Raw genomic sequence first — 25,526 nt, 5'->3', positions numbered from 1 at the left:
CGTGGCGACGGCCCATTATCCAGAAACAGAGTTCGGTGACCTTCATCGGCGGCTGCTCATTCTCCGTATGGGGCTTCTGCTGGTTGTGGCGCTGCTCGGGCTGCGTCTCTGGCATCTGCAGATTCGCGAGGGGCCCTACTATCGCGATTTGTCTGAAAACAATCGGACCAGACAGGTCCTGCTGGAGCCGGCCCGCGGGTTGATCTACGACCGGCATGGGGTACTTCTGGCGAATAATGTGCCGAGCTTCAGCCTCTATGTCACCTTGGAAGACGTGAAGGATCGTGAGCTTTTGGTAAAGCAGCTGACCGACCTGCTCGGTCTTGACGCCGCCCTTGTTCGGAAAAAACTGGCCGCCAAGGGGAGTAAACTGCTTCCACGAAAGATCAAGGACCGAATGACGTTACGCGACGCCACATTGGTGGAATCGCACCGTCTTGATCTGCCCGGTGTCATGATTCAGGTGGAATCGCAGCGCAATTATCCTGGTGGGATGACGGCTGCTCACATCCTGGGCTATGTGGGAGAAATTTCCGGGGAGCAACTGGAGAAGCCAGAGTTTCTTGATCTCCATCAAGGGAGCGTCGTGGGACAGTATGGCGTGGAAAAGTCCTATGATCGACATATGCGGGGCGTCGCCGGTCAAAAGAATGTGGAGGTCGATGCGCTCGGCCATGAGAAGAGGGCAACGGTGGTCGAAAAGCCGCAGGCCGGCAATGATCTGTATTTGACCATTGATGCGCGACTTCAGAAGGTGGCGGAAGACCTGCTGGGTGAAGAGCAGGGGGCCATTGTTGCGCTCGATCCGAATAATGGGGATATTTTGGCCATGGCCAGTCGTCCTGGGTTCGATCCCAATGTCCTCTCGCGGGAACTCACCGCAAAACAGTGGGTAGAAATCGTCCAAGACGAGGGGCGTCCGCTGAACAATCGGGCCTCACAGGGACAATATCCGCCCGGCTCGACCTTCAAGATTCCGATGGCCATTGCCGCGTTAGAAACGAAAACCATGTCACCGTCCAATACAGTGTTTTGTAATGGAGGCTACCAGTTCGGGAAACGGCTGTATCACGACTGGAAGGCTGGTGGACACGGGTATGTGGATCTCCATAACGCCTTGGTCCATTCCTGTGACGTATATTTTTACACGGTCGGGCAGCGTCTGGGGATCGACGTGATGGCGGAATTCGGGAAAGACTTAGGCCTTGGGAAGGTGACCGGGGTGGAGCTGCCATCCGAGCGGTCGGGTATCATGCCGTCAACGGCGTGGAAGCAGAAGGCGAAGAACGAGCAGTGGTTGCCGGGCGAAACGATTTCCGCCGCGATCGGGCAGGGCTATGTCACGGTGACACCGTTGCAAATGGCGAGCCTCATCGGCACGGTGGCGAATAACGGCATTAGTTACCGTCCTCGATTGGTTCAGGCGGTGATGGACCGCATGACGGGTAACCTTCAAGAGCTTCCGGCGGTTCCACGTGGGAAGCTCTCGGTGAAGCCCGAAACCTTCCGTGTCATTAAAGACGCGCTGGCCGATGTCGTAGCCAAAGGAACGGCGACACGAGCCAAGTCCTCAGTGGTGACGATTGGGGGCAAAACCGGTACGGCGCAGGTGGCGGCCCTCCGCACCGGGCCTGAGGAAAGTATCCCCAAAAAGTTCAGAGACCATGCATGGTTTGTGGCTTTTGCGCCGGTCGAGTCTCCCAAGATCGCCGTGGCCGTGATTGGTGAACACATGGGGCACGGTGGGGCGGCGGCTGCCCCACTCGCAAAGGAAGTCATCGAAGCCTATATGAAATTGACCCCACAGGTACCGGCGGTCATCTCAGAGCGTTCCAGCATGGAAGAGCCCGGACGGTTCTCGAACGACTCATGATCAATCCATTGACCGAACATCGGGGGCTCGATAGTTTCGACATTCGCTACGTTGCGCTGATTCTCGCCATTCTCGGCATCGGCGTACTCTCTATTTACAGTGTCACGTATGGGCAGCGTGGTGTCGGGACGCCCTATTATCTCAAGCAATTAGTCTGGATCGGTGTCGGCGCTGTGGCGTTCCTCATCATGTGGGCATCGGACTATCACCACCTTGCCCGGTTTGCCTATCCGGCTTATGGCGTGGTCTTGCTGATGCTGGTCGTCGTCTTATTCGAGGGACGAACGAGCAAGGGGGCTCAGCGGTGGATCGCCATGGGTCCGTTGAGTTTCCAGCCGTCGGAGTTTGCGAAGCTCGTTCTTGTCTTGGTCCTGGCCCACTACTACTCGAAGGCCCCAAGGGTGGGGTGGTTGCAACGGGTCATCGTCCCGGGGCTCTTGGTGCTGCCTGGTCTGCTGCTTATTGTGAAGCAACCGGATTTGGGCAGTGGGCTGAGTTTTGTCGCCGTGTATGCGGCCATGCTGCTTATGGTAGGAGTACGATCACAAGCTTTAGGGGTCATTTTATTGTTTTCGATCATGCTGTTCCCCTTTGCCTGGGAAGGGGCCTGGGGGTCCTTGCATGATTATCAACGACAGCGCATTATGGCGTTCGTTGACCCAGATTATGATCCAGGTGGGAAGGGGTATCACGCGCTGCAATCGAGAATCGCCATTGGGTCAGGGGAGCTATTGGGGAAGGGGCTCTACGGCGGAACCCAAAGTCAGCTGAAGTTCTTGCCGGAGGGGCATACCGACTTCGTGTTTGCCGTGTTCGCGGAGGAATGGGGATTCATGGGCGTGTTGGTGCTGTTGACGTTGTTTGTTGGGCTGATCTGGCTCTCGTTGGAAATTGCGTCCAAAGCGAAGGACCAGCTCGGAGCGTTGCTCGCCGCGGGAATCGTGGCGATGCTCTGTTTTTGTGTCGTGGTCAATATCGGGATGACTGCGGGTATGTTTCCGATCGTCGGCATCCCCCTGCCGTTGGTGAGTTACGGCGGAAGTGCCACGATTATGACCATGGCGGCGTTGGGCTTGCTGTTGAATGTCAAACGCAAGCGGCTGAGCTTATTTTATTGAGACCTGTTGAACAGGTGGGCCATCGAGGGCCGCTGTTCGGAGCGTTATAGAGTGTTGATTGCCAATGGAGCTGGTTGTATGGATGAGGTGCCGATCCGGGTTCTTTCCCGCATCACTCACCGTCCGTTAGTCTCTGTGGCCATGAACCAAAAGGAGTGTGTATGGGAAGTGAAATTGCGATAACGGTCGCGCGGGAAGAAACTCGTGTCGCCGTGCTTGATGGCAGTGTCGTTACGGATTTATTCGGAGACCGGGCGAAGCACAAAGATTTTGTGGGGAATATTTACAAGGGACGGGTCGCCAAGGTCTTGCCGGGGATGCAGGCGGCTTTCGTCGATATCGGGCTGGAGAAGGCGGCATTCATGCACGTCTCGGATTTGTTAGTAGAGGCGGAGCCCGGTGACATGTTGGTTGAAGCGGAAGAAGACGAGAAAGACTCGGACATGCTGCGGCCGAAACGTCAGAGTGCGAAGCCGATTGAGCAGCTCCTGAGCGAGGGGCAGGAACTGATGGTGCAGATCTCAAAGGGGCCGATCGGCACCAAGGGGTCTCGAGTGACCACGTATGTCTCGCTGCCTGGGCGATACCTAGTGTTTATGCCGAATGTCGATCATATCGGTGTTTCCAGACGGATTCCACGAGACGAGGAACGGGCTAGGCTGAAGGACATCATGCGCCGAGTTCGGCGTCCGGGGTACGGGTATATCGTGCGGACGGTCAGCGAAGGGGTCAAAGAAGATGAGCTGAAGTCCGACGTGGATTTTCTGCATGTCTTGTGGCAGGACATTTTGACGAAACGGGAGCAGCTTCCGGCTCCGGCGTTACTCCATTCAGACCTCAGCCTCAGCTTCCGTGTCGTCCGAGATTTGTTCAGTAAGAAAGTGGATCGACTCTGGATCGATTCGCGAGAGGAGTACGACGCCATTCGGAGTTTTGTCCAGCGTTTTTCTCCGGAGCAAACGGCCCGGATTCACTTATATGACAAGGATGAGCCGTTGTTCGACCATCTTGGCGTGGAACAGGAGATTGTCCGTGCCTTGAGCCGAAAGGTCTGGCTGAAGTCGGGCGGATATCTGGTGATCGATCATACCGAGGCGATGACGGTGATCGATGTCAATACAGGGCGGTTTGTCGGGAAGCGAGATCAAGAAGAGACGATCTTACGCAACAATCTGGAGGCGGCCAAAGAGGTGGCATATCAGCTGAAATTGCGTGGAATCGGCGGGATCATCATCGTTGACTTTATCGATATGGAACGGGAAAAAAATCGCGACAAGGTCTACCATGCGCTGGTGGATGCCATGGGTTCGGATAAGGCGCGGACCAGGATTTCTCGGATCTCGGACCTCGGCTTAATCGAGATTTCCCGTGAGCGAGTCCGAGAGGATCTCTTACGCTCGTTGTCGGAACCCTGCCGGTATTGTGAAGGCCGTGGGTATACGAAGTCTCCCACGACCGTTGCCTACGAGATTTTTCGTGAGATCCGACGGATTGAGCCCTCTGCCGATCAGCAACGGATTATCGTGGGGGCGCACCCGACGGTTGCCGAGCTCCTTCAGGATGAAGAGCGTCATGGGGTCGAATCGCTGGAACGAGACTGCTCGGCAAAAATCATCGTGACACCGGACAGTCAGTTGCATCTAGAACAGTATGACCTTGTCGTATTGTAGTGGTGTCCTGTCGTAGCCGCTGATAGTCCACGGGGCAGCCGAATCCTCCTGCCGTGAGATGACTCCCCTTTGTGTGACCGAGGCCGAGTATGGAAGAAGCCTTCCTGACCGCGTGGCTCTCCCTTCACGCCATCGACGGCGTCGGAGATCGGACGTTACTGAAGCTCATTCACGCCTTTGGATCACCTGGTGCCGTGCTGCATGCCGCCAGTGATGAGTTGGTTGCAGCAGGGTGCAGCTCAGAATTAGCGGACGCGATTCGTCGGGGGCCGCCGGCGGAGATTCGTCGGCAGATCGATCGTCAGATTGCCTACGCTGTACGCCACAAGATTCAGACTCTGAGGTTCTTCGACGATGACTATCCGGCACGATTGAAAGCGATTCCTGACCCGCCACCGCTGTTATACGTGAGCGGAGCGCTGTCGCCCCAGGATGCGGTGGCGGTGGCCATTGTGGGCGGACGACGGGCGACTCCTGTTGGAAGAGTGATGACGGAAGAGATCGCAAAGGACCTCGCGGAATGCGGCGTGACTATTGTGAGTGGTTTGGCGCGTGGGATCGACGCGGCGGCTCATCGAGGCGCACTTGCAGGCAAGGGGCGAACGATTGCGGTATTGGGTTGTGGCATCGATCGAACCTATCCGTCTGAACATCAGACGCTCCGGCGGACGATCGAATCACACGGTGCCATTCTCTCGGAATTGCCGATCGGTGCGGCTCCCCAAAGTCACCACTTTCCACGGAGAAATCGGATCATCAGCGGGTTGTCGCTGGGGGTCTTGGTCAGCGAGGCGACAACCGATAGCGGGTCATTGATCACTGCAAAGTTGGCATTAGAGCAAGGACGGGACGTGTTCGCAGTGCCAGGTTCCATTAAAGAAGAAGCTTGTCGAGGGTCAAATCGCTTGATCAAGGAGGGAGCGAAACTCATCGAAAGTGCGCGAGACATTCTGGATGAGATTCTGCCCCAAGTCGATGCGCGACAACGGACCATGTTGCGGTTGGATCGCACGGTGGTGGATCCGGTGGCTCCGTTGCGTCACGAAGAGGCCAGGGTCTACGAGGCGCTGTCTTATGAGGCACGGTCGGTCGATATGCTTATTGAGCGCACCGGGTTGAGTGCGGCACAGGTCGTCGCAACATTACTCTCTCTCGAGTTGGGAGGGCGCATCCGTCAGTTGCCTGGTCAGCAATACATCCGTCTCTAGAATGAGTAATGTGTGGAGCTGACGTCAGACGATAACCATAAAACGAATGAAAAAGTGGCTACGCATCGGGGACGGGAGTCCCTTTCTCTGATACAAATAATCTGCCGTCAGAAGCCCAAAGCCAACAGTATCCTCGTTGCATCACCATTGGCCCATTCCCTTGTCTCACCGCAGCCGATTGTTCCCGACTGCCAATCTAGTTGCATGAATCTTCGATATTTGGTACGGATGATACAGTTCGCGAGGCGAGGACGGAGTTACTATGGCAAAAAATTTGATTATCGTTGAGTCGCCGACGAAGGCGAGGACGATTACAAAATATCTGGGCCGCGGTTATACGGTGATGGCGTCGGTCGGACACGTCAAAGACTTGCCAACCAGTAAGCTGGGCGTGGATCTTGAGAACGATTTTGAGCCGCAGTACGTCACGATCAAAGGCAAGTCGAAAGTCTTGTCCGAAATCAAGAAGAAAGCGGAAGAGGCAGATAAGGTCTTTCTGGCACCGGACCCCGATCGCGAAGGGGAAGCCATCGCCTGGCATCTTGAGCAAGAGTTGCTCGGAAAGTCGAAGAAGAAAAAGCAGGAAGGAAAGATCTTCCGGGTGTTGTTTAACGAGATCACGCAATCGGCGATCAAACGCGCGCTGCAATCGCCAGGCGAGATCGATATGAACCTTGTCAATGCGCAGCAGGCTCGCCGCGTTCTGGACCGCATTGTCGGCTATCAAGGTAGTCAGTTGCTCTGGAACAAGGTGCGCCGCGGTCTCAGCATGGGGCGGGTGCAGTCGGTTGCGATGCGGTTGATTTGTGAGCGCGAAGCGGAGCGGGAGGCTTTTCGAGCCGAAGAGTACTGGTCGATCACCGCGCTCCTGGCCGGTACCGATCCGCCTTCGTTTGAAGCCAAACTCCATAGTATCGATGGCGGAGAAGCTTCGATTGAACATGCCGAACAGGCTGGTCGCATCGTCGGCGAGGTTCAAGGCAAGACATTCGTCGTTCAATCGATTGAACGACGCGAAAAGAAGCGCAACCCTGTTGCACCGTTCATTACCAGTCGGCTGCAGCAGGAAGCGTCGCGCAAGTTACATTTCTCGCCGAAGAAGACTATGACGTTGGCGCAACAGTTATACGAAGGGATCGAAATCGGTGCCGAGGGGGCGACAGGGTTGATCACCTACATGCGAACAGACTCGCCGCGTATTTCCAATGAGGCGATGGCTGATGCACGGGAGGTGATTCAGTCGCGGTTTGGAGCAGAGTATCTTCCGGCTACGCCGAATGTGTACAAGACCTCGAAAGCGGCACAGGAAGCGCATGAGGCGATCAGGCCGACGTCAGCGGCCCGTGATCCTGAGTCGATCCGCCAGTATTTGGAACAAGACCAGTACAATCTGTACAAGCTGATCTGGAATCGATTTATTGCATCGCAGATGGTGCCGGCGATCTTGGATGTGACCCGCATCGATTCATCCCCGGTTGGCACGACCACTCGGTACATTTTCCGCTCGACGGGAACCGTCGTGAAGTTTCCGGGACATACCATCGTCTATATGGAGGGTGTCGATAAGGAAGCCCCCTCGCAAAAGCCCAAGGCTGACCAGGAGGCAGACGACGACGAACGTCAGCTGCCGTCACTCTCAGAAGGGGAGCAGTTGCGGCTTGTGGAACAGGAGGCGCAAACGGTACCGGGGTTGCTCTCGAAACAACATTTTACACAGCCACCACCGCGATACAACGAAGCGTTGTTGATCAAGGAACTGGAGGAAAAAGGGATCGGGCGCCCGTCGACCTATGCGGCAATTATTTCTACCATCCAAGACCGCAAGTATGTGGAGAAAACCGAAGGGCGATTGGTTCCAACGGAGACGGGGAAAACGGTCAATGATTTTCTGCTCAAGGGATTTCCTCAGCTCATCAACGTCGATTTCACTTCACAGCTTGAAGAACAGCTGGATGCCGTGGAAGAAGGCAATAAGCAGTGGGTGGCGGCGGTTCGAGATTTTTACGCGCCGTTCACCATGGAAATGGAGCGCGCCAAGACGATTCCAGGTCCCAAAGATATCGTCGAGCCACCGACCAATATTCCTTGCGAGAAGTGCGGTCGGATGTTGGAGATCAAGTGGGGGCGCAACGGGAAGTTTCTCGCCTGTCCGGCCTATAAAGACGATCCACCGTGCAAGAATACCCAAAACTTCGAGAAGCTGCCGGACGGGACGATCAAAATTGTGCCGAAAGAGGAAATTACCACTGATCAGAAGTGCGACAAATGCGGTAGTCCCATGGTGGTGAAGACCGGACGCTTCGGGAAGTTCATCGCTTGTTCCGCTTATCCACAGTGCAAGACGACGAAACCGTTGGCACTCGGCGTGAAATGTCCCCAGCCGGATTGCGGAGGTGATCTGGTGCAGAAGCGGACGAAGAAAGGCCGATCATTCTTCGCCTGCAGTAACTATCCGAAGTGTGAATATGCCCTATGGGATCGTCCGATCCCCAAAGCCTGCCCCACTTGTCAGGCTCCGTTCCTGGTGGAGAAAGTCAGCAAACAGGATGGCCGGAGTGTGCAATGTCGCAATCAGGAATGCGGTTACCGCGAAGCGGGGTAATGCAACGAGGCACATGGTTTCTTTCCTGCTTTGAGCAAACCGCAATTTGGACGATGCCGCCGTATCTCACTTGCATCCGTGCATACTGCCGCAGGCTCGATAGTTTCGCTGAGCCGTTGAGGAAGTTCGTACTCCTACCTCACTCATGAAGCTGATCAATTCGGCGTGTGTGATGTGTCTGCTTTGCGCAAGTATGGCCTGGTCCTTGCCGGCTGTTGCGGATGATTCGTCTTCGACATGGGTTGGAAGGCAGACGGTTGGGCTCGTGATTGGTGGGATGTTGCCGGTTCGCTTGTTAGCGTCGCAGTCCTCAAAACTTAACGGGGTCGCGGTCCATCCTTCGTGGCAGGTGACGCTGACTGATCCGATTGGGGAAAGCTGGTGGAGTGGCGCAATGGCACTGGGGGCGGAAGCTGCACTCCTAGGCATTACGGAACCGACCGGGGCCTACGGGATCGGATTCACACCAAAAGTTATCTACACGTTTACCTCATTTGGCCCACTCCAGCCGTACATTGAAGGCGGTGGTGGCCCACTCTGGACGAATTTCGACGGCCGTATTCGGGAACAAGGATCGGATTTCAATTTTCTGGTCTGGGGTGGGGCCGGTGCGAATTATGAGTTGACCCCACGATGGGCGTTGAACATTGGAGTCCGCTTTAGCCACATCTCCAATAGTGGTTTAGATACTCCGAATAGTGGGCTCAATTGCCTGCTGCCGTTTGCCGGCATTTCTACCAGGCTTTTTTGACGAAGCTCGTATGTTTCGCAACCACAATCGTGCCCATAGGCTGCAGCGATGTGGGCGCCGAATCTGCGTGGATAGGCCACCACGATCAAAAGTCGTGGGAGGTCACTCAATCCATGAGGGTTCCGTGACACAGGGGTTTATCATTCTCAGGAGCGTGTTATCGAGAATCGTCTTTCTTGCGCTCGTGATTGGTCTCCCCAACCATGCTTCCGCTGCACCGGCTGAGCGGTCTGGTCCCTTGTTCAGGGTGAACGTCCGGCCGTCATCGAGACGCTGCGGCAGCTTGTCACTATTGAGTCCGGTAGCCGAGACAGGGAAGGGTTGGATCACCTCGCAACGTTAATCGGCCAACGATTGGAGCGGCTTGGCGCGCACGTTCAATTTCGCGAACTGCCTTCTGCGGAGATCTATCGTCTCTTTGATACGCCTGAGGTCTTGGGCAAGATCGTCATCGGTCGCTTTCAGGGGACCGGCTCCCGGAAGATTATGCTCATGGCCCATATGGATACGGTCTATCCACGAGGCACGCTTGCCGCGAGGCCGTTTCGGATTGAGGGGAGTAGAGCCTATGGCCCAGGAATCGCGGACGATAAAGGCGGCATTGCGGCGATCCTCCATGCCATTTCAGTCCTGAACGCGATGGACTTCCGTGAAGTTGGAGCGCTGACGGTGGTGCTCAACGGTGATGAGGAAGTGAGCTCACCGGCTTCACGCGCCCTTATTCAACGACTCGCCGCCGAGCATGATGTGGTGTTGTCCTGCGAGCCACCCTTAAGCAGGAAGGACGAGATCACGCTCGCCACAAGCGGCATTGGTCTCGCGATGCTGACCGTGAAAGGTAAGGCGGCTCATGCCGGTGTGAATCCGGAACTGGGGCGGAACGCCATTATGGAACTCGCCCATCGCGTGCTACAAGCGAACGATCTGTCCGATTCTGAACGGCGCATCAAGTTCAACTGGACCCTCATGAACGGTGGTCAGGTGCGCAACATGATTCCTGGCTTAGCCACCGCCTTGGCCGATGTGCGGGTGAATCGGCTAATCGATCTCACGTTTATCGAACAACGCTACCGCGAACGGATTGCGATGCAGGCCCCGCTCGTGCCCGATACTACCGTTGAGATAGGTTTCGAACCGCGCCGACCACCACTGGAACCCACCGATGCCTCGCGGGCGCTGGCCCGGACTGCCCAGGTGATCTATGCCGAGCTTGGCAGAACCTTAAACGTCGATGAGAGTGGGACGGGAGGAGGGACTGATGCCGCGTTCGCTGCTGTGTCCGGCAGGCCAGCCGTTGCGGAAAGCTTCGGCTTGATGGGCAATGGTTTTCACTCGTCAGATGAAGAGTACCTGGAGCTCGATTCGATCGAGCCACGACTTTATCTCCTCGTACGACTCATCATGGAAACCTCGCGGGCATCGAAAGGGTGAGATGGCTCACAACACTCGTGAAAACCTTTCATCGCCTTGTTCATGTGACATGCAAACAGCGCTATAGGTGGCCAGTCTGCTAGGATGCGGTGATGAGCCACCAATCGGTCACAGGACCACCGCGCCAAGCAGCAGTCCTCTTCATTCTCATCACCGTGCTGCTCGACATGTTGTCGTTCGGCATCATCATTCCGGTGCTGCCGAAACTCGTCGAGGAGTTTTTCTCTGGTGATACCGCACGGGCAGCTGTCCTCTACGGGTTAATGGGAACGGCTTGGGCGTTCATGCAGTTCTTCTGTTCGCCGATCCAGGGTGCGCTGTCAGACCGATTTGGCCGGCGTCCGGTCGTTCTGCTGTCCAATCTGGGCTTGGGTCTCGACTACATCGTGATGGCGCTCGCACCGAACGTTGCCTGGCTCGTCGTAGGCCGCGTCATCTCCGGGATGGCCTCCTCCAGCTTCAGTACTGCAGGCGCGTATATCGCTGACGTCACACCGCCGGAGCAGCGAGCGGCGGCGTTCGGCAAGATCGGCATGGTCTTCGGGCTCGGTTTCATCTTCGGTCCCGCCTTAGGTGGCTGGCTTGGTGCAACCGATCCTCGCCTGCCATTCTGGGGTGCAGCGGCACTCAGTCTTCTGAATGCCTGTTACGGATACTTTGTGCTCCCAGAATCCCTACACCCAGGAAAACGGATGCCGTTTTCCTGGGCGCGGGCCAACCCGGTCGGTTCGCTTGTGCTACTCCGCTCGCACCATGAGCTCTTCGGTCTTGCGACCGTTGCGTTCTTTGGCTATCTGGCTCACGCGGTGTTGCCGAGTGTATCGGTGTTGTATATGGGCTATCGCTATGGGTGGGGACCAGCCAGCGTCGGGTTGATGATGGCGGGCGTTGGCGTGGCGGCAATGATTGTGCAAGGTGGGCTGATCCGTCCGATCACCGCTCGGTTTGGTGAACGTACGACGCTCTTGCTCGGGTTAAGTTGTGGAGCGATCGGCTTCTCCGTCTATGGCATCGCACCAGAAGGCTGGATCTTCTGTCTTGGTATTCCCGTGATGGCCTTCTGGGGGCTCGCCGGTCCCGCCAATCAATCGCTGATGACGCGCCTTATCAGTAGTTCAGAGCAAGGCCAGCTGCAGGGGGCCATCGCTAGCATCAACGGCATGACCGGCATGATCGGCCCAACGCTCTTCACGCAGACCTTCGCTTTCTTCATCCGATCTGATTCCGGTCTCAGCTCTCAATACTCAACCCTCAATACCTCTCTGGATCTTCCAGGTGCGCCATTCATCCTTGCCTCACTCATGCTCCTCAGCGCCGCCGTGATTGCTTGGCGGACGACGAAAACGGCGAGATAGATTAGTAGGCTATGGGGTACCGACATGAGGTGGACTGTAATGAGATGCCAATCTACTTTGTGTCGGGCCGTGCAGAGATGACACTTGGGGGTCTGGGGCATTCTTTAGGGGTGCAACGATGTATTATGCAAAAATCTGCCGAACTAGCATCCTGCATGATGAAGAATGGATTCTTATCCTTAAGATTAAAAGGGGTCGGGAATATTGTAAAAGAACAAATCGCGTTACGTGCTGAGATAGCCTTGCCGCAGGCCACGTTTTCTGTTGGTTTAACACTCTTGCCGAATGCGAGATGAATAAAGAGATCCGTTTTCGTTAGTAGCCTCCCGCTGCACCTTGCCATAGCATGTCGTACCCCAACTCTTTGGTCTCGGAACACATGGCTGCTAGTTTCGCGAACTTCTTCTTGAAGATGTCGTCCGCATGGGAGCGTTCGTGTGCGTCGAATGAGCGCCAATAGGTGACGATCACATAATGGTTGTCGGCGGTTCCGGATGCCGAGAGGGAACCCTCGGTTGACACGAAGCCGGAGAACTTGAACACTTGCCCGGCGATGAAACCGCCTTTCTCTCCTCCATAGGCTCCTTTGACCACAGCACAGAGTTCTCCGACGGCCATCTCCACGTCCTCAAAGGTGACGCCCGGCTTGAGCGTGACGGTGTTGAACAGCATTTTGGCTCCAAATGGAATTGTGATGGGTCCGAACATGGATGCCCTCCTGGTTACTCGTCCCTTTACCACTGTCGATTTCTTGGAGAAAAGCTATGATGGTTGACGTTGTTCAGCATGGCTCGACGAGTCTTCTAGATGGTCTATTGTTTATGAGATCGCGTCAACTAAAAGCATTTGACTGTCGAATTGCGGACTATTCGTGCGCCGGCGCTGTGAAGACGACGCCTGAAGGAGAGGGGTTTGTTGGCATGGGGTTGGTGAGGGGATTGATGGGTGCTACTTTCTAGGAGAAAGAGAGGGCACCGGCAATGCAACCAGTCAGCAACGTCGTCAAATAGGCGGTCCATAAAGCACGCAGTCCCAGGAGCGAAATATCTTTTGCCCGATGCGGCACCAATGCGGAGATGCCGCCGACAAAGATGCCCATGCTCGCCACATGCACGAATCCGCAGAGCGCATAGGTCATGGTCGTGAGGGACCGTGGAGAGAACGGCGGCGGAGACATGGATTGCACGGCGGCCAACTTGAAATAGGCTGCGACTTCCGTCTCAATGAACCGCGACCCCAGCAAGTCTGCGCCGATCTGCCATTCCTCAGGACGGAGACCGAGGAGAACGGCGAACGGCCAGGTCAGCCAGGCGAGGACCCGTGTCATGGAGAGAGGTGCTCCACCGATCGTCGGAAGCTGTGCCAGTACCAAATCTACCAACGCTTCCAATCCAAGAAACACGATCAGTAACGCGGCAATGCCGGCAGCCATTTTCATTCCCTGTCCTGCGCCATCGATCAACGCGACGATGAAGTTGGATGGTGGTGGGCTCGTGTCACTGCCGGATTCAGGCGGTGCGTTTCGGTCGGTGGGTTCAAAGGGCACGCCGCCCAGTGTCGCGGGCTGTCCATCTTCGGGAAATGTAAGTTTGCTGATGAGCACCGCACAAGGAATCGAAATGATTGAGGCTGAAATCAAATGTCCGGCGATCTGAGGCACCGTATGTTGTAGAGCCGACACGTAGATGCCCATGACGGTGCTTGCCACGGTTGCCATCATGCAGGTCAGTACTAAGAGCAGTTCCGACTGTGTCATGGCCACGAGGTAGGGACGGACAATCAAGCTTGCCTCAATGCCGACAAAGATATTCGCGGCGCCGGAGAGGGCCTCGGCCCCCGATAACCCCATGGTTCGGTAAAAGAGCCGAGCAAACAAGCCCACGATCGCTTGCATGGCGCCTATATAGTAGAGGCCCGCCATCAAGGCGGCAAAGAACACGACTGCCGGCAGTGCTTGCGCCGCCAAGATGAACCCGATCGAGACCGTTCCATCCTGCAACGTCTGGCCGGGACCAAGTGCGAGAGGCCCAAGAAGAAATACCGTACCCTTTTGCGACGCGGTGAGCACGGCGACCACCAGATCGTTGACCATGCTCCAGAGCCAGCGGGAGCCCGGAAACCAAAAGGACACGATACCAAGTCCCCAGGCCAATGCTGCGCTGCCCCCTATGGTTGTCCAGTTCAGCCGATTGCGCTTCCCTGTTACCCAGGCCAGCCATGCGATCGTGACGAAACCGATGCTCGCAGTAAGGCGATAGAACAGTTCCTCCACCGTCATATCCTCCTTCCGATGAAAGCCCGGCGGGAGGCTACGCGGAGAGCTGGTTGCCGTCAAGGGAAAATATGGTGTGCACTCATAACAGGGCGATAACAGGCAGAGGTTGGACCTTTAACTGTTTACTCAATTCTATGAACGTGTGGTGAGGTTACGGGGCTCTTTCTGTTACCAGCTACCCGCTGACTCTTATTACAGCCTGTTGTGTTCCTGTGCCTTTGTCTGCTGACCCATCGTTCGCCAGAGCTATGAGTGCTGTCTGTTTGGCTGAGAGACTATCCGGACTTGCGCGACTAACCTTCCAGGCTTCTTCTGCTCTCCCATATGGGTGGGTAATCCCCCTACAGATGAAGGATTGGATCCCGTCACGGCGAGGGCAAAATGGAAACCGTGACGCACGGGCTTATGAACCAACACCCTGTACAGATTCACTCGTACTGGAAGGAGAGGACAATGGGCATGTTCATTCATCCCCAAGTGGGTCATGTATTTCACCGTGGATATAAAGGGGTTCTCGCGCTCGGGGCTCTGCTGTGGTTGATGCTGCTACTGATTGGCTGCTCTGTCTCACGGAAAGAATACGTGGTGGATCATGCCCGCGGGAATGATGTGACTGCGAAGGGTTCGCACGAGCAGCCATGCCAGACCGAGGGGCGCTGCCGGGTACTCGCTGAACGTGACGGGGTTCGGTCATATTGGATGGTGTATCAATGAGGAGGGCGAGGGCTTGAGCGAGAGACGCATGGGGCTACGAGGGTGAGCGTTCGGTTGTATGATGGTTGCCTCGTCGTTCTGTGGAATGAAGAACTCTTCATGCTTCCCTCATACAGGCTTCATTTTGGAAGTGTATAAGGAACGCAAGTAACACAAGAAAAGGGGTGACACACCATGCTGTATTTTGTTGAAGCGTACGCATTCGTCGCGATATTTGGGATGCTCTACGGAATGTTGCAGCTTGCCAGTCGGTAAGAGGCTCGATTCCCGAGAGGATAAGAACCTTGATGATTCACCAAGGTTTGGCGACATTCACCTTCTATCGTCTGGTGCGAGCCTCGTCAATTGCCATCAGAAAGGCCAGAATGGCTGGCTGGCGATCTGTAAAACTATCGCGTTAAGACGCTGCGGTGAGAGGGAGCCGTGCATTGAGCTGTTTGTGGAGCAGCCATGTCAGTATGTGGCCTTTCGGGGTCAGGGCGAGAAGTACATGTCGATCATCCTGTGACGAACGCTGTTTGTTGATCCAGCCCTTGTGATGTAAGCCACGGACGAGGTGACTCATTGTTGAGCCAACCACACCAAATACTTGGGCACACTGCTGAACAGAGCTGTCGGGATTTCGCTGGAGATAGAGCAAGGTACGGGCTTGAGCAGGGGTGACCCCAAGATCAGACAGTTCCTTTTGATACTCATTCAACCACTTTAGACTGATTCGCCACGTGCCTGAGGTCACAGACTGTGATTCTCGGAGCAGCCGTACAAGTCTCATAGCGGTATGCTGCCTCAGGATTTCAAACCTGACTACTGATTCTGCAATTCCTGCTGTCGTCAGTTGTATAACCTGGAACGGGTCATGTCTCGGCGGATGCTATGAGGTTGGGTTCTACCCCGTCTCCACGGACAATTCCGTTGAAAACTTCCGCCTCTGGATCATGACACTTTCCTGGCCCATTATGGACCTTCGATCAGGTGTCCGTAAAATTGGGGCAGAACCCGTTAGGGGCGTTTCAGCACATCCCATAACCTCGCCGTATCTTTTTCACTAGTCGCGACGCAGATCTGCTACGATCCTCCACCTCGACCTTCTAACATCTGAGTGTCTGGCGATCAGGTGTTGTTTTGTTCTGCGGAGATCCAACGGTATCAACGAAACAACTGATGGACAACCAAACCTCCGAAAACCAGATGGCCACGCCACCAAGTGAGGGGCCGATCTGCGGGTGGGAGACGATCCCGCTCTATGGGCGCATCGTTATTGCCTTGGTTCTCGGTGTGATAGCAGGGCTGATGCTTGGCACTCAGGCCTCAGTCCTTGCTATTCCAGGGAAGCTGGTATTGCGTCTCCTCGGTGCGCTTGCGCCGGCGCTTATTCTTGCGGCAATTATTCACACGTTTATGACGACGCAGCTCGGTGGACCACTTGCCGTGCGGCTGCCGCGATTGCTGCTCTTGAATACGTTGGTCGCGATCACGATAGGTCTTACCGTCGTCAATGTGATTCAGCCAGGGCAAGGCGCGGGACTCACACCACCACCTTCACATGAAGAGACCACGAAGACTGCCAATCCGCTCGCACTCTTTCTTGAAAACGTCCCCAAGAGTTTGCTGGGACCACTCGGCGACGACGGCAAGGTCATCGCCGTGATCTTCATTGCCGTGGCATTTGGCATGGCGCTCCGCAAGGAACGTGAGCGGCCAATTGGGACGGTGGGGCACCTTCTTGAATTATTTTTAGAATCCCTGATCACGATTCTGCATTGGATTATCGCGGTGGTGCCGCTTGCCGTCTTTGGCATCGTCGCCAGTATCGTGGGGACGGAGGGTTTCGTACAGTTCAAAGCATTGGGGGTCTTTGTCGTAAGCGTACTGCTCGGTCTGACGATTCAGGCGGCCTATTACCTCGTCCGTGTCCGATTCGGTTCGTGGGTGTCTCCTGGACAACTGCTGCGGGGTGGGCGAGATGCCTTGGTCATGGCGTTTTCCACGGCCAGCTCAACGGCCACGATGCCGGTGACCTATGCTGCCCTGAAAGATCGTGTGGGGTTGCGCGAGCAATCCGCCAGTATGGGAGCGTTGGTCGGTGCGAACTTCAACAATGATGGGACGGCACTCTACGAAGCGATGGCGGCACTCTTCGTCGCCCAAATGATTGGGATGGACCTGAGTCTTCAGCAGCAACTGATGGTGGTGCTGACGAGCATTATTGCGTCAGTGGGGGCTGCTGGGATTCCTGAAGCGGGTCTTGTGACGATGACCATGGTCTTTACGGCCGTTGGGTTACCTGTGCAGTACATTCCTATTCTCTTAACCGTTGATTGGTTTCTTGATCGCTGCCGCACGGCGATCAATGTGATGGGCGATATGAACGTCAGTTGTCTCTTGGATGGGAAACAGAGGAGGGAGACTTAGCAGAATTCGGAAATGCCAATGTCATGCTTTGTTTGATAGACCCGTCCTGAGTCAATCGAAGGGCTCAGGACGAACAGGGGATTCAGCTAGTCGCCGATGATTTCGTTCGTGCAGCTTGTCCAAGAGCACGCGTATTTCTTGGCGATACCGCTAGGCTGTAGCTATCTTTTGTTTGTGCTGGTGTGTCAGAGTTGCCCGCAGTTTTTCTTCCTGCTCCTTGCTGAGTGAAGTCTTGAGGATCGTTCCTTCATATCGGGAGAAGCTCGTCAGCAGCTTGTCTTGGTCAGCGTTCCGGATCAACAGAAAAATCGCGGAAGTGCCTCTCTGGATCGTGCTACCCAAATCTTTGATGAACTGATCGGGAATCCCATAGTCGCTCAGGAGTCCAAACTCGCTGGCGCTCAACGAGACCGCTCCGCCACTCGCTCCTCCCGCAAGGCTTCCCAACAGGCCTGCGAGAGGGTTAAAGAACAACAAGCCTATCAACCCTCCCCATAACATGCCCAGGGCGACACCATGAGACGTGGCGCCTCCGAACACATCGACACACTGTTTCAAGTGGACCTTGCCATCCATATCGCGAATGACGATGACGGCGTCTTCCAGGTCGAAGATATATTTTGATTCCATGGCGCGCAATTCGTTGAGCACTCGATCGGCAGTGCTGGAGTCCTTAAACGCGATACAAACCAGTTCACTCATGATTCTTCTCCTTCACGCGATATCCCACAGCATGATTCACCTGGCCGGATCCCTGATCTCGGGGGTACATGTCTTAGTTAACAGGAGGATCATGCTCAGGGCAAGACGGGTTTCTCGCCCCTTGTTTTTCGACGTCTCGTTCCCTTACCCTCAACGGTTCTTGAGTGAATCGATTGACTATGTTGCAAGCTGTTGCCCTGAGTTGTCGTCGCGGCGAACGCCGATTGTTTTCGGACCTCAATATTACGGTTGAGTCGGGGACGCTATTGGCGGTCGTGGGGGAGAACGGCAGCGGAAAGACCAGCCTGCTCCGTATTTTCTCCAGCTTGTTGCCGCCAGAAGATGGTTCCGTACGATGGGAAGGGCAGGATATCCATCAACTCAAAGAACTCTATTCGGCCAAGCTGATGTATCTCGGGCACCTCAACGGGATCAAAGACGATCTCACGGCAGTCGAAAATCTAATGAGTTCTATGGCTCTCGCCGGGGAGCCCTGTTCGGAACGTGGAGCTAAGGAGGCGTTAGAGGCGATTGGGCTGAAGCGGCTGGTCCATCGGTTACCCTCCAAAGTGCTCTCACAAGGACAAAAGCGTCGGGTGGCATTGGCCAGACTGTGGCTGTCGACGCGGCCATTATGGCTGTTAGATGAGCCATTTACGTCGCTTGATGCGGCGTCGACGAATGTGGTCACTCAGCGATTTCTTATGCATTTGCAGCGTGGCGGTCTGGTGGTCGTCGTGACACATCAGGAAATTGCCCTTCCCACGGAGCGGCTGCAGCAGCTGAGGCTGACTGGATGAGTCACTCCAGTATGTGGGACGCGATCAGTGGAATCATCCAGCGGGATCTGCTGCTGGCCATGCGACGGTGGTCAGACGCCGCGATGTCGGTCTTTTTTCTGGTGATCGTCGTGAGTCTGTTCCCCTTGGGAGTAGGGCCTGAACCGGCCGTCTTACGGACCATTGCCCCGGGGGTGTTATGGGTGGCGGCTCTGTTGACCTGCTTACTCTCCCTAGGACGCGTGTTTACCCCGGATTATTTGGATGGTGTTCTTGAACAGATGGTTCTGGTTCCCCAGCCGCTGTCGCTTTTGGTGCTTGGAAAGGTCCTAGCCCATTGGGTGATCTCCGGGCTTCCCGTCGTTCTGCTTTCGCCGCTCCTCGGGCTCCAGTTTGGTTTGGATGGAGAGGCACTGGGGGTACTGGTTTTGTCGCTCTTGCTTGGGACGCCGACGTTGAGTATGATTGGTGCGATCGGCGCCGCGTTGGTCCTTGGCGTGCGGGGGAGTGGTCTACTGGTTGCCCTCCTGGTGCTTCCACTCTATGTTCCAGTCTTGATCTTCGGGGCCGGCGCCGTGACCAGCAGTATGGCTGGGATCGGCGGCGAAGCAAACTTGTCGCTGCTCGGAGCCTGTCTGGTGCTCTCGCTCTTTCTCGCGCCCTGGGCCACGGCAGCGGCGTTACGTATCGCGTTAGAGTAAAAGGATTTCAACTCGTGATCTGGTCGAAGTATTCAGCGCCTCAAGCTTTTTATCCTCTGGCAGGCCGTCTCATTCCCTGGTTCGCGGCGGTAGCTGTTATTCTGATGGTCGTTGGCCTCTACATGGGGTTCTTTGTGGCGCCCACCGACTTTCAGCAGGGGGAATCCTATCGGATTATCTTTGTGCATGTTCCCGCTGCGTGGATGTCGATGTTCTTGTATGTGGTGATGGCCGTCTGGGCTGGCGTCGGGATGGGACTCAATGCGCGATTGTCCTTCATGATGGCGCAGGCGATCGCGCCAACCGGGGCGATGTTTACCTTTTTGGCCTTGTTGACAGGGGCTATGTGGGGCAAGCCTACATGGGGAGCCTGGTGGGTTTGGGATGCCCGATTGACGTCGGAACTGATCCTCCTCTTTCAGTATGCGGGAGTGATGTTGCTGCGGACCTCGATTGATGACTTGCGCCGTGCCGATCGTTCTAGCGCGGTGTTCGCGCTGGTTGGGGTCGTCAATGTGCCGATCATCTATTATTCCGTTCAATGGTGGAACACGTTGCACCAAGGGGCTTCGGTGAGTATGGCGACTGGTTCGAAAATGGCGGCGACCATGCTGATGGCCATGCTCATTATGACGATCGCATTTTGGATGTACAGTATTGCGGTGATTCTGGCTCGGGTCCGCTGTGTCATGCTTGAGCGGGAATCTCTGCCAACGTGGGATGAAAAGCCGACGGTAGTTCACGAAGCGGTGGAGGCGCGCTGATGCAGTGGGGGAGTGCATCGGAGTTTTTTGCAATGGGAGGCTATGGCCTCTATGTCTGGACCTCGTTTATCGCCACGGCGTTGTGCATGATATGGGAAGTCTTGGCCCTGTGGCGGCGACGAGCGGCAGCGCGCGCTGAGCAGCGGGCTGCGTTGTTAGGAGGTACGGATGAAACCGCGGCATAAACGTTTTGTATTTATCGGGTTAGGGCTAGTTGTCTTGGGGATTGCGACGGTTTTGGTCTTGAACGCGTTCCAGAGCAATCTGGTTTTCTTTTTCACGCCGACGCAAGTGGTGAACGGCGAAGTGCCGCAAGGGCGCAGCTTCCGGATTGGGGGCATGGTTGAAGATGGGAGCCTCGTGCGCGAAAACGATGGACTCACCGTTCGGTTCATCGTGACCGATACGGCGAAGCGGGTTCCGGTGACCTATAAGGGGATTCTCCCGGATCTCTTTAAAGAAGGAAAAGGCGCGGTTGCTCAGGGAAAACTCATCGGTGACGGCACGTTTGTCGCCAGCGAAGTGCTGGCTAAACATGATGAAAACTATATGCCACCTGAAGCGGCCGAGGCACTTGCGAAAGCCAAGGCATCTGGTGCGCAACAAAGCAAATCGCTCGTGGTTCCTGAAGGTAGGAAAGATTCACTATGATTCCAGAGATCGGTCATTTTGCGTTGATTCTTGCACTGTGCGTTGCTGTGGTGCAGGGCATCCTCCCCATCTATGGTGCGGCAGTTGGAAATTCGGCATTGATGGCTGTGGCGAAGCCAGCCGCACGTGGGCAGTTTCTCTTGGTGCTCACCGCGTTCGGCTGTCTTGCGTATGCGTTTGCCGAGAAAGATTTCTCCGTCCTGTACGTCGCAGCCACAAGCAACTCTCAGCTCCCGCTCCATTATCGCTTGGCGGCGATCTGGGGTGCGCATGAGGGGTCGCTGCTTTTATGGACCTTCATCCTGACCATCTGGATGTTTGCGGTCACGTTGTTCTCCGCTCATCTTCCCGAGTCCACGCGATCTCGTATTCTCGGCGTGATGGGCCTCGTCAGCATCGGATTTCTTTTGTTCATGCTGACGGTCTCCAATCCGTTCGAGCGGCTGATTCCTGCCGCTGCTGAGGGGCGTGACCTTAATCCCCTCTTGCAGGATCCAGGCATGGTGATCCATCCGCCAATGCTGTACATGGGGTATGTCGGGTTCTCAGTGGCCTTTGCCTTTGCCATTGCTGCCCTACTAGGTGGAAATCTCGATGCGGCCTGGGCTCGCTGGTCTCGCCCATGGACGACTGTCGCGTGGTGCTTTCTGACGGTCGGCATCGCGATGGGGAGTGGCTGGGCCTATTACGAGTTAGGCTGGGGTGGCTGGTGGTTCTGGGATCCGGTTGAGAACGCCTCCTTCATGCCGTGGCTGGCAGGGACGGCTTTGGTTCATTCATTAGCTGTCACGGACAAACGGGGTGGATTCAAAGTCTGGACGGTTCTTCTTGCCATCATGGCATTTTCGCTCAGCTTACTTGGGACCTTTCTTGTCCGCTCCGGTGTGTTGACCTCCGTCCATGCTTTTGCGACCGATCCGAAGCGCGGCATGTTCATTTTGGCGTTTTTAGCGGTCGTCATCGGCGGGTCGCTTGCGCTCTATGCCTGGCGGGCCCCGCGTGTCGGATTGGGCGGCAGTTTTGCGTCGGTGTCGCGTGAAGGAATGCTGCTGGCGAACAATGTGCTGCTGGTTGCGGCGATGGGATCCGTGTTGTTGGGGACGCTGTACCCTTTGTTCTTGGACGCGCTGGATCTTGGGAAAATCTCCGTCGGGCCTCCGTATTTTGACTCAGTCTTCGTTCCATTGATGGCTCCGGCGATCTTCTTGATGGGAATCGGTCCGTTGGCGCAATGGAAAAAGGCAAGTCTTCCTGATTTGGCAAAGCGATTGAAATGGGCATTCGGAGTGAGCGTGGTCACCGCCATTGTCCTTCCCATGGTGATGGGCAATTGGACTCCGTTGCTCAGCCTTGGACTCCTGCTGGCGATCTGGATTGTGACGACTGCCGTTGTGACGCTCCGAGAACGGTTGACGCATGTCACTGGCAATAGTCTCATGGAGCGTCTGGCTGCCGTGCCAAGATCCTACTGGGGGATGCTCGTTGCACACTGTGGGATTGCAGTGTTTATTGTCGGTGTCACGATGGTGAAGGGCTTCGAGACGGAAAAAGATGTGCGGATGAATGTCGGAGAGACGGCGACGATCGGTGACTATACGTTCCGATTTGACGGGGCGCAGGATGTTGTTGGCCCGAATTACACCGCCGCGCGGGGGACGTTCGCGGTGAGTCGTGATGGCCGAGAGGCGACGGTTCTCTACCCTGAGAAGAGGCGGTATACGGCTCAGAATCAGGTCATGACCGAAGCGGCGATCGATCCTGGATTGTTACGAGATCTGTATGTGTCGTTGGGGGAACCGCTCGATGACGGAGCCTGGAGCGTGAGGCTCTACCATAAGCCGTTCGTCGATTGGATTTGGGGCGGATGTTTTATCATGGCTCTGGGTGGTGTGCTCGCCATCAGCGATCGCCGGTATCGCATCGCATGGCGTCGGCAAGAGCCGGCTGTGCCTGCGTCCACTCGAGCCGCAAGGCGAAAAGTGGCATGAACCGCTTTCTTCTGCCGCTGTCCATTTTTATCGTCGTCGTCGTGTTTCTCGGGATCGGGCTGAAGCTCAATCCAAGGGAAATTCCCTCTCCGCTCGTCGGGAAGGCTGCACCGGATTTCTCTCAGCCACAACTCTTCGAGCCAGCCAAAGCGTTTTCGCCTGCGGATATGAAAGGGAAAGTTTGGCTGCTCAATTTTTGGGCCTCGTGGTGCAGTGGATGTAAGACGGAACATCCCGTCCTGATGGATCTGGCCAAGTCCGGTCAAGTGCCGATCTACGGGATGGATTATAAAGACCAACGGGATGAAGCCATGACCTGGTTAAGCCGGTGGGGAAATCCCTATCCGGTCGTAGGCGTAGATGACGCCGGCCGGGTCGGGATCAATTATGGGGTGTATGGCGTGCCGGAGACGTATGTCATCGACAAGCAAGGGGTCATTCGCTACAAACAAATCGGCCCCCTGGATCCTGATACCGTTGAGACGAAGATCATCCCCCTTGTCAAGCAACTTGAAGCCCAATGAATATGAAATGGATCGCACTCATCGTCGTCTTGTTCCTGTCGGGGCCGGCCTGGGCTGGTGAAGCTAGGCCGTTGGCTGATGACCCGGCGGGTGAGGCACGACTGAAACATCTTGCCGTTGAACTGCGCTGCCTGGTCTGTCAGAACCAGACATTGGCCGATTCCAACGCCCCACTCGCCGAAGATCTGCGTCGGGAAGTTCGGGAAATGATCGCCAAGAACATGAGTGATCAGGAGATCATTGAATTTCTGACGGCGCGATACGGTGACTTTGTACTATATCGACCGCCACTCAAAGCCTCGACGACCCTTCTGTGGGCCGGGCCGTTTCTCTTGGTGATCGTTGGTGCGACGGCGCTGATCATTACGCTGCGGCGTCGAGCTGGGAAAGTAGTTGATGTGACGGTTACGGAAGATGAGCATCGACGGGTTGAACAACTCTTGGCGGAAGGAGGCAAGCGATCATGACAGCGACATTCTGGGCGATCGTGTCGGCTATGACTCTTGCCATTTTAGGAATCGTTCTACGCCCGCTGTTGATGCGTCAATCGACTGTGACAAATGAACAGGAGAAGAAACTGCCGGTGTATCGGCAGCAATTCTCGGAGCTGGAACAAGATCTTGCCAGTGGCTTATTGACTGATGACCAGTACCAGGCAGCGCGCAGTGAACTGGAACGTCGAGTATTAGAGGAAACTGGTTCAACTGAACCTTCAACCATGACCACCGGAGGACTTGTGAATCTTCGACTCGTGGCGCTTTCGTTAGCGATGATTATTCCGGCGTCCAGCGGTGTCCTCTACTGGACATTGGGGAATCCTGCCGCTATGACCCACCCAACGGCGTCCTCCGCTTCTCAAGGTGGCCCAGGCGGCGGTGCGCAGATGGCGGAGAGTCTGAACCAGCTTATCGAACAATTGCGAAAAAAGTTGGAGCAGAACCCGAATGATGCAGTCGGGTGGGGGTTGCTTGCTCGATCTTATATGGCGATGGAGCGGTATGCGGATGCGGTGCCAATTTTTGAACGGGCGACAAAGCTTGATCCTGACAATGCCAGTCTTCTGGCTGACTATGCCGATGCCCTCGCCGTGCACCAGGGGCGGAAGCTTGAGGGTAGGCCGGAAACGTTGATCCAAAAGGCGTTGAAGCTTGATCCTCATAACGTTAAGGCCCTGATGTTATCGGGAACGATTGCCTACAACCGGAAAGACTTCGCACGGGCGGCGAAGGAATGGGAGGATGCCCACACCTACCTTCCTCCCGACGATCAGGAATCTGCGGATCAGTTGAAGGCCAGCATCGCCGAAGCCAAGCGTCGTCTTGGTGGTCCCGGTATGAATATGATGGTGGCGAATCCGCCAATGGAGGCAGCCAAGCCTGCTAAACCAGCAGCGCAATCCGGGCAGTCTCGTGCAATTACAGGGAAGGTAATATTGGGGCCGAACCTGGCGAGCAAGGGTTCTCTGCCGGACACCTTATTTGTGTTTGCCAAGGATGTGGCTGGTCCACCCATGCCGGTCTCGATTGTGAGGGCATCAAGAAAGGATCTCCCATTTACATTCCGGCTTGATGACTCTACCAGCCCGATGCCGTCAAGAAAGCTATCGGATATCGACACCGTTGTCATCGTGGCGCGTCTGTCAAAATCCGGAAAGGCGATGCCAGAAAGTGGGGATTTGGAGGGTATGAGTCAGCCGATCAAGCCTGGTGCTGAAAATATTACGGTCGTCATTGATCGAGAGCGACCATAAGCGTGGTGGAATCTTTATCATTTTGGTGAAGAAATCTGCGAAGTTCCAAGGCCGTTGTGTGTGAAAATTTCTTGACACTCCTATGGGGCTGAGCTATATTTCGCCGCCATTCTATTTTAATCTTGCGCAATAGAAGTAAGTAGATACAAGCGTGCAATGAATGAGTGTTTGTTGAGGGACAGAGCGCACTGGCCATCAAACGGAAGGAGTCGAGCTGTGATGGTGAAAAACATGGTGAAGTATGCCCTGGTGGTCTGC

At 55.6% G+C, this 25,526-nt stretch carries 23 protein-coding genes; 19 read left to right on the top strand and 4 right to left on the bottom strand.

What is annotated here, in order from left to right; translation table 11 throughout:
- The first annotated feature begins 1 nt into the window (after position 1).
- From mrdA to ACYX34_RS18280, 8 genes are all read left to right on the top strand, one after another.
- Positions 2 to 1,873, top strand: coding sequence for a penicillin-binding protein 2 (mrdA, locus tag ACYX34_RS18315; protein WP_462078023.1), 1,872 nt, complete (start codon positions 2 to 4; stop codon positions 1,871 to 1,873).
- Complete coding sequence (rodA, locus tag ACYX34_RS18310; protein ID WP_462078022.1) at positions 1,870 to 2,991, top strand: rod shape-determining protein RodA; 1,122 nt, start codon at positions 1,870 to 1,872, stop codon at positions 2,989 to 2,991. Before mrdA ends, rodA begins: the two co-directional genes overlap by 4 nt.
- 161 nt (positions 2,992 to 3,152) lie before the next feature.
- Positions 3,153 to 4,661, top strand: coding sequence for an Rne/Rng family ribonuclease (locus ACYX34_RS18305; protein ID WP_462078021.1), 1,509 nt, complete (start codon positions 3,153 to 3,155; stop codon positions 4,659 to 4,661).
- Positions 4,662 to 4,750: 89 nt separating this feature from the next.
- Complete coding sequence (gene dprA / locus ACYX34_RS18300) at positions 4,751 to 5,869, top strand: DNA-processing protein DprA (protein ID WP_462078020.1); 1,119 nt, start codon at positions 4,751 to 4,753, stop codon at positions 5,867 to 5,869.
- Positions 5,870 to 6,131: 262 nt separating this feature from the next.
- Entirely contained in the window at positions 6,132 to 8,471 is a 2,340-nt protein-coding gene (gene topA, locus ACYX34_RS18295; protein ID WP_462078019.1) for a type I DNA topoisomerase, read from the top strand.
- A gap of 193 nt (positions 8,472 to 8,664) precedes the next feature.
- Positions 8,665 to 9,222, top strand: coding sequence for an acyloxyacyl hydrolase (locus ACYX34_RS18290; RefSeq protein ID WP_462078018.1), 558 nt, complete (start codon positions 8,665 to 8,667; stop codon positions 9,220 to 9,222).
- Between the two features lie 264 nt (positions 9,223 to 9,486).
- Entirely contained in the window at positions 9,487 to 10,653 is a 1,167-nt protein-coding gene (locus tag ACYX34_RS18285; RefSeq protein ID WP_462078145.1) for a glutamate carboxypeptidase, read from the top strand.
- A gap of 92 nt (positions 10,654 to 10,745) precedes the next feature.
- The gene (locus tag ACYX34_RS18280) at positions 10,746 to 12,008 is read left to right on the top strand and encodes a TCR/Tet family MFS transporter (RefSeq protein ID WP_462078017.1); all 1,263 of its coding nucleotides are present in this window, start codon (positions 10,746 to 10,748) and stop codon (positions 12,006 to 12,008) included.
- Positions 12,009 to 12,323: 315 nt separating this feature from the next.
- Here ACYX34_RS18280 and ACYX34_RS18275 read toward each other — a convergent pair whose 3' ends face one another.
- Both ACYX34_RS18275 and ACYX34_RS18270 read right to left on the bottom strand, forming a co-directional pair.
- Positions 12,324 to 12,716 carry a hypothetical protein gene (locus ACYX34_RS18275; RefSeq protein ID WP_462078016.1) on the bottom strand — a complete coding sequence of 131 codons (393 nt, stop codon included), beginning with the start codon at positions 12,714 to 12,716 and terminating at the stop codon, positions 12,324 to 12,326.
- Between the two features lie 247 nt (positions 12,717 to 12,963).
- On the bottom strand, positions 12,964 to 14,286 hold the full coding sequence (locus ACYX34_RS18270) for a NupC/NupG family nucleoside CNT transporter (RefSeq protein WP_462078015.1): 1,323 nt from the start codon (positions 14,284 to 14,286) through the stop codon (positions 12,964 to 12,966).
- A 450-nt stretch (positions 14,287 to 14,736) separates the two neighbouring features.
- Here ACYX34_RS18270 and ACYX34_RS18265 point away from each other — a divergent pair, with 450 nt between their 5' ends.
- The gene (locus ACYX34_RS18265; RefSeq protein ID WP_462078014.1) at positions 14,737 to 14,997 is read left to right on the top strand and encodes a hypothetical protein; all 261 of its coding nucleotides are present in this window, start codon (positions 14,737 to 14,739) and stop codon (positions 14,995 to 14,997) included.
- A 397-nt stretch (positions 14,998 to 15,394) separates the two neighbouring features.
- Here the strand turns inward: ACYX34_RS18265 and ACYX34_RS18260 are convergent, their stop codons facing one another.
- The gene (locus ACYX34_RS18260; RefSeq protein ID WP_462078013.1) at positions 15,395 to 15,769 is read right to left on the bottom strand and encodes a MarR family winged helix-turn-helix transcriptional regulator; all 375 of its coding nucleotides are present in this window, start codon (positions 15,767 to 15,769) and stop codon (positions 15,395 to 15,397) included.
- 389 nt (positions 15,770 to 16,158) lie between these two features.
- Here ACYX34_RS18260 and ACYX34_RS18255 point away from each other — a divergent pair, with 389 nt between their 5' ends.
- The gene (locus ACYX34_RS18255; RefSeq protein ID WP_462078012.1) at positions 16,159 to 17,409 is read left to right on the top strand and encodes a dicarboxylate/amino acid:cation symporter; all 1,251 of its coding nucleotides are present in this window, start codon (positions 16,159 to 16,161) and stop codon (positions 17,407 to 17,409) included.
- Positions 17,410 to 17,559: 150 nt separating this feature from the next.
- On the opposite strand, the gene ACYX34_RS18250 is transcribed toward ACYX34_RS18255, so the two are convergent.
- Positions 17,560 to 18,111, bottom strand: a complete 552-nt coding sequence (locus ACYX34_RS18250) for a DUF1269 domain-containing protein (protein WP_462078011.1) — start codon at positions 18,109 to 18,111, stop codon at positions 17,560 to 17,562.
- Positions 18,112 to 18,290: 179 nt separating this feature from the next.
- Between ACYX34_RS18250 and ccmA the strand changes: the two genes are divergently transcribed.
- The 9 genes from ccmA to ccmI are packed head-to-tail and all read left to right on the top strand — an operon-like array spanning position 18,291 to position 25,268.
- Positions 18,291 to 18,911, top strand: coding sequence for a cytochrome c biogenesis heme-transporting ATPase CcmA (gene ccmA / locus ACYX34_RS18245; protein ID WP_462078010.1), 621 nt, complete (start codon positions 18,291 to 18,293; stop codon positions 18,909 to 18,911).
- The gene (ccmB, locus tag ACYX34_RS18240; protein WP_462078009.1) at positions 18,908 to 19,591 is read left to right on the top strand and encodes a heme exporter protein CcmB; all 684 of its coding nucleotides are present in this window, start codon (positions 18,908 to 18,910) and stop codon (positions 19,589 to 19,591) included. The genes ccmA and ccmB overlap by 4 nt, the downstream gene beginning before the upstream one ends.
- Before the next feature lie 14 nt (positions 19,592 to 19,605).
- Positions 19,606 to 20,355: a heme ABC transporter permease CcmC gene (gene ccmC / locus ACYX34_RS18235; RefSeq protein ID WP_462078008.1), complete on the top strand. Its 750-nt coding sequence runs from the start codon at positions 19,606 to 19,608 to the stop codon at positions 20,353 to 20,355.
- Complete coding sequence (ccmD, locus tag ACYX34_RS18230; RefSeq protein ID WP_462078007.1) at positions 20,355 to 20,540, top strand: heme exporter protein CcmD; 186 nt, start codon at positions 20,355 to 20,357, stop codon at positions 20,538 to 20,540. The genes ccmC and ccmD overlap by 1 nt, the downstream gene beginning before the upstream one ends.
- The gene (gene ccmE, locus ACYX34_RS18225; protein WP_462078006.1) at positions 20,524 to 21,006 is read left to right on the top strand and encodes a cytochrome c maturation protein CcmE; all 483 of its coding nucleotides are present in this window, start codon (positions 20,524 to 20,526) and stop codon (positions 21,004 to 21,006) included. The genes ccmD and ccmE overlap by 17 nt, the downstream gene beginning before the upstream one ends.
- Positions 21,003 to 22,994, top strand: coding sequence for a heme lyase CcmF/NrfE family subunit (locus tag ACYX34_RS18220; RefSeq protein WP_462078005.1), 1,992 nt, complete (start codon positions 21,003 to 21,005; stop codon positions 22,992 to 22,994). Before ccmE ends, ACYX34_RS18220 begins: the two co-directional genes overlap by 4 nt.
- Positions 22,991 to 23,518 carry a DsbE family thiol:disulfide interchange protein gene (locus tag ACYX34_RS18215; protein WP_462078004.1) on the top strand — a complete coding sequence of 176 codons (528 nt, stop codon included), beginning with the start codon at positions 22,991 to 22,993 and terminating at the stop codon, positions 23,516 to 23,518. The genes ACYX34_RS18220 and ACYX34_RS18215 overlap by 4 nt, the downstream gene beginning before the upstream one ends.
- 2 nt (positions 23,519 to 23,520) lie before the next feature.
- The gene (locus tag ACYX34_RS18210; protein WP_462078003.1) at positions 23,521 to 23,985 is read left to right on the top strand and encodes a cytochrome c-type biogenesis protein; all 465 of its coding nucleotides are present in this window, start codon (positions 23,521 to 23,523) and stop codon (positions 23,983 to 23,985) included.
- Positions 23,982 to 25,268 (top strand): c-type cytochrome biogenesis protein CcmI, encoded by a 1,287-nt coding sequence (ccmI, locus tag ACYX34_RS18205; RefSeq protein ID WP_462078002.1) that lies wholly within the window; start codon positions 23,982 to 23,984, stop codon positions 25,266 to 25,268. Before ACYX34_RS18210 ends, ccmI begins: the two co-directional genes overlap by 4 nt.
- Positions 25,269 to 25,526: the final 258 nt, after the last annotated feature.

Source organism: Nitrospira sp. CMX1, from assembly GCF_054902215.1.
This window is presented reverse-complemented; position numbering and strand designations above follow the sequence as displayed.

Coding starts and splice junctions, on each gene's coding strand:
- ccmB (WP_462078009.1), top strand. CDS start 18,908: ATGAGTCACTCCAGTATGTGGGACGCGATCAGTGGAATCATCCAGCGG.
- ACYX34_RS18290 (WP_462078018.1), top strand. CDS start 8,665: ATGGCCTGGTCCTTGCCGGCTGTTGCGGATGATTCGTCTTCGACATGG.
- ccmI (WP_462078002.1), top strand. CDS start 23,982: ATGACAGCGACATTCTGGGCGATCGTGTCGGCTATGACTCTTGCCATT.
- ACYX34_RS18280 (WP_462078017.1), top strand. CDS start 10,746: ATGAGCCACCAATCGGTCACAGGACCACCGCGCCAAGCAGCAGTCCTC.
- ACYX34_RS18305 (WP_462078021.1), top strand. CDS start 3,153: ATGGGAAGTGAAATTGCGATAACGGTCGCGCGGGAAGAAACTCGTGTC.
- ACYX34_RS18275 (WP_462078016.1), bottom strand. CDS start 12,716: ATGTTCGGACCCATCACAATTCCATTTGGAGCCAAAATGCTGTTCAAC.
- ACYX34_RS18215 (WP_462078004.1), top strand. CDS start 22,991: ATGAACCGCTTTCTTCTGCCGCTGTCCATTTTTATCGTCGTCGTCGTG.
- rodA (WP_462078022.1), top strand. CDS start 1,870: ATGATCAATCCATTGACCGAACATCGGGGGCTCGATAGTTTCGACATT.
- ACYX34_RS18210 (WP_462078003.1), top strand. CDS start 23,521: ATGAAATGGATCGCACTCATCGTCGTCTTGTTCCTGTCGGGGCCGGCC.
- ccmD (WP_462078007.1), top strand. CDS start 20,355: ATGCAGTGGGGGAGTGCATCGGAGTTTTTTGCAATGGGAGGCTATGGC.
- ACYX34_RS18255 (WP_462078012.1), top strand. CDS start 16,159: ATGGACAACCAAACCTCCGAAAACCAGATGGCCACGCCACCAAGTGAG.
- ACYX34_RS18270 (WP_462078015.1), bottom strand. CDS start 14,286: ATGACGGTGGAGGAACTGTTCTATCGCCTTACTGCGAGCATCGGTTTC.
- ccmE (WP_462078006.1), top strand. CDS start 20,524: ATGAAACCGCGGCATAAACGTTTTGTATTTATCGGGTTAGGGCTAGTT.
- dprA (WP_462078020.1), top strand. CDS start 4,751: ATGGAAGAAGCCTTCCTGACCGCGTGGCTCTCCCTTCACGCCATCGAC.
- ACYX34_RS18220 (WP_462078005.1), top strand. CDS start 21,003: ATGATTCCAGAGATCGGTCATTTTGCGTTGATTCTTGCACTGTGCGTT.
- ACYX34_RS18250 (WP_462078011.1), bottom strand. CDS start 18,111: ATGAGTGAACTGGTTTGTATCGCGTTTAAGGACTCCAGCACTGCCGAT.
- ACYX34_RS18260 (WP_462078013.1), bottom strand. CDS start 15,769: ATGAGACTTGTACGGCTGCTCCGAGAATCACAGTCTGTGACCTCAGGC.
- ccmA (WP_462078010.1), top strand. CDS start 18,291: ATGTTGCAAGCTGTTGCCCTGAGTTGTCGTCGCGGCGAACGCCGATTG.
- topA (WP_462078019.1), top strand. CDS start 6,132: ATGGCAAAAAATTTGATTATCGTTGAGTCGCCGACGAAGGCGAGGACG.
- ACYX34_RS18265 (WP_462078014.1), top strand. CDS start 14,737: ATGGGCATGTTCATTCATCCCCAAGTGGGTCATGTATTTCACCGTGGA.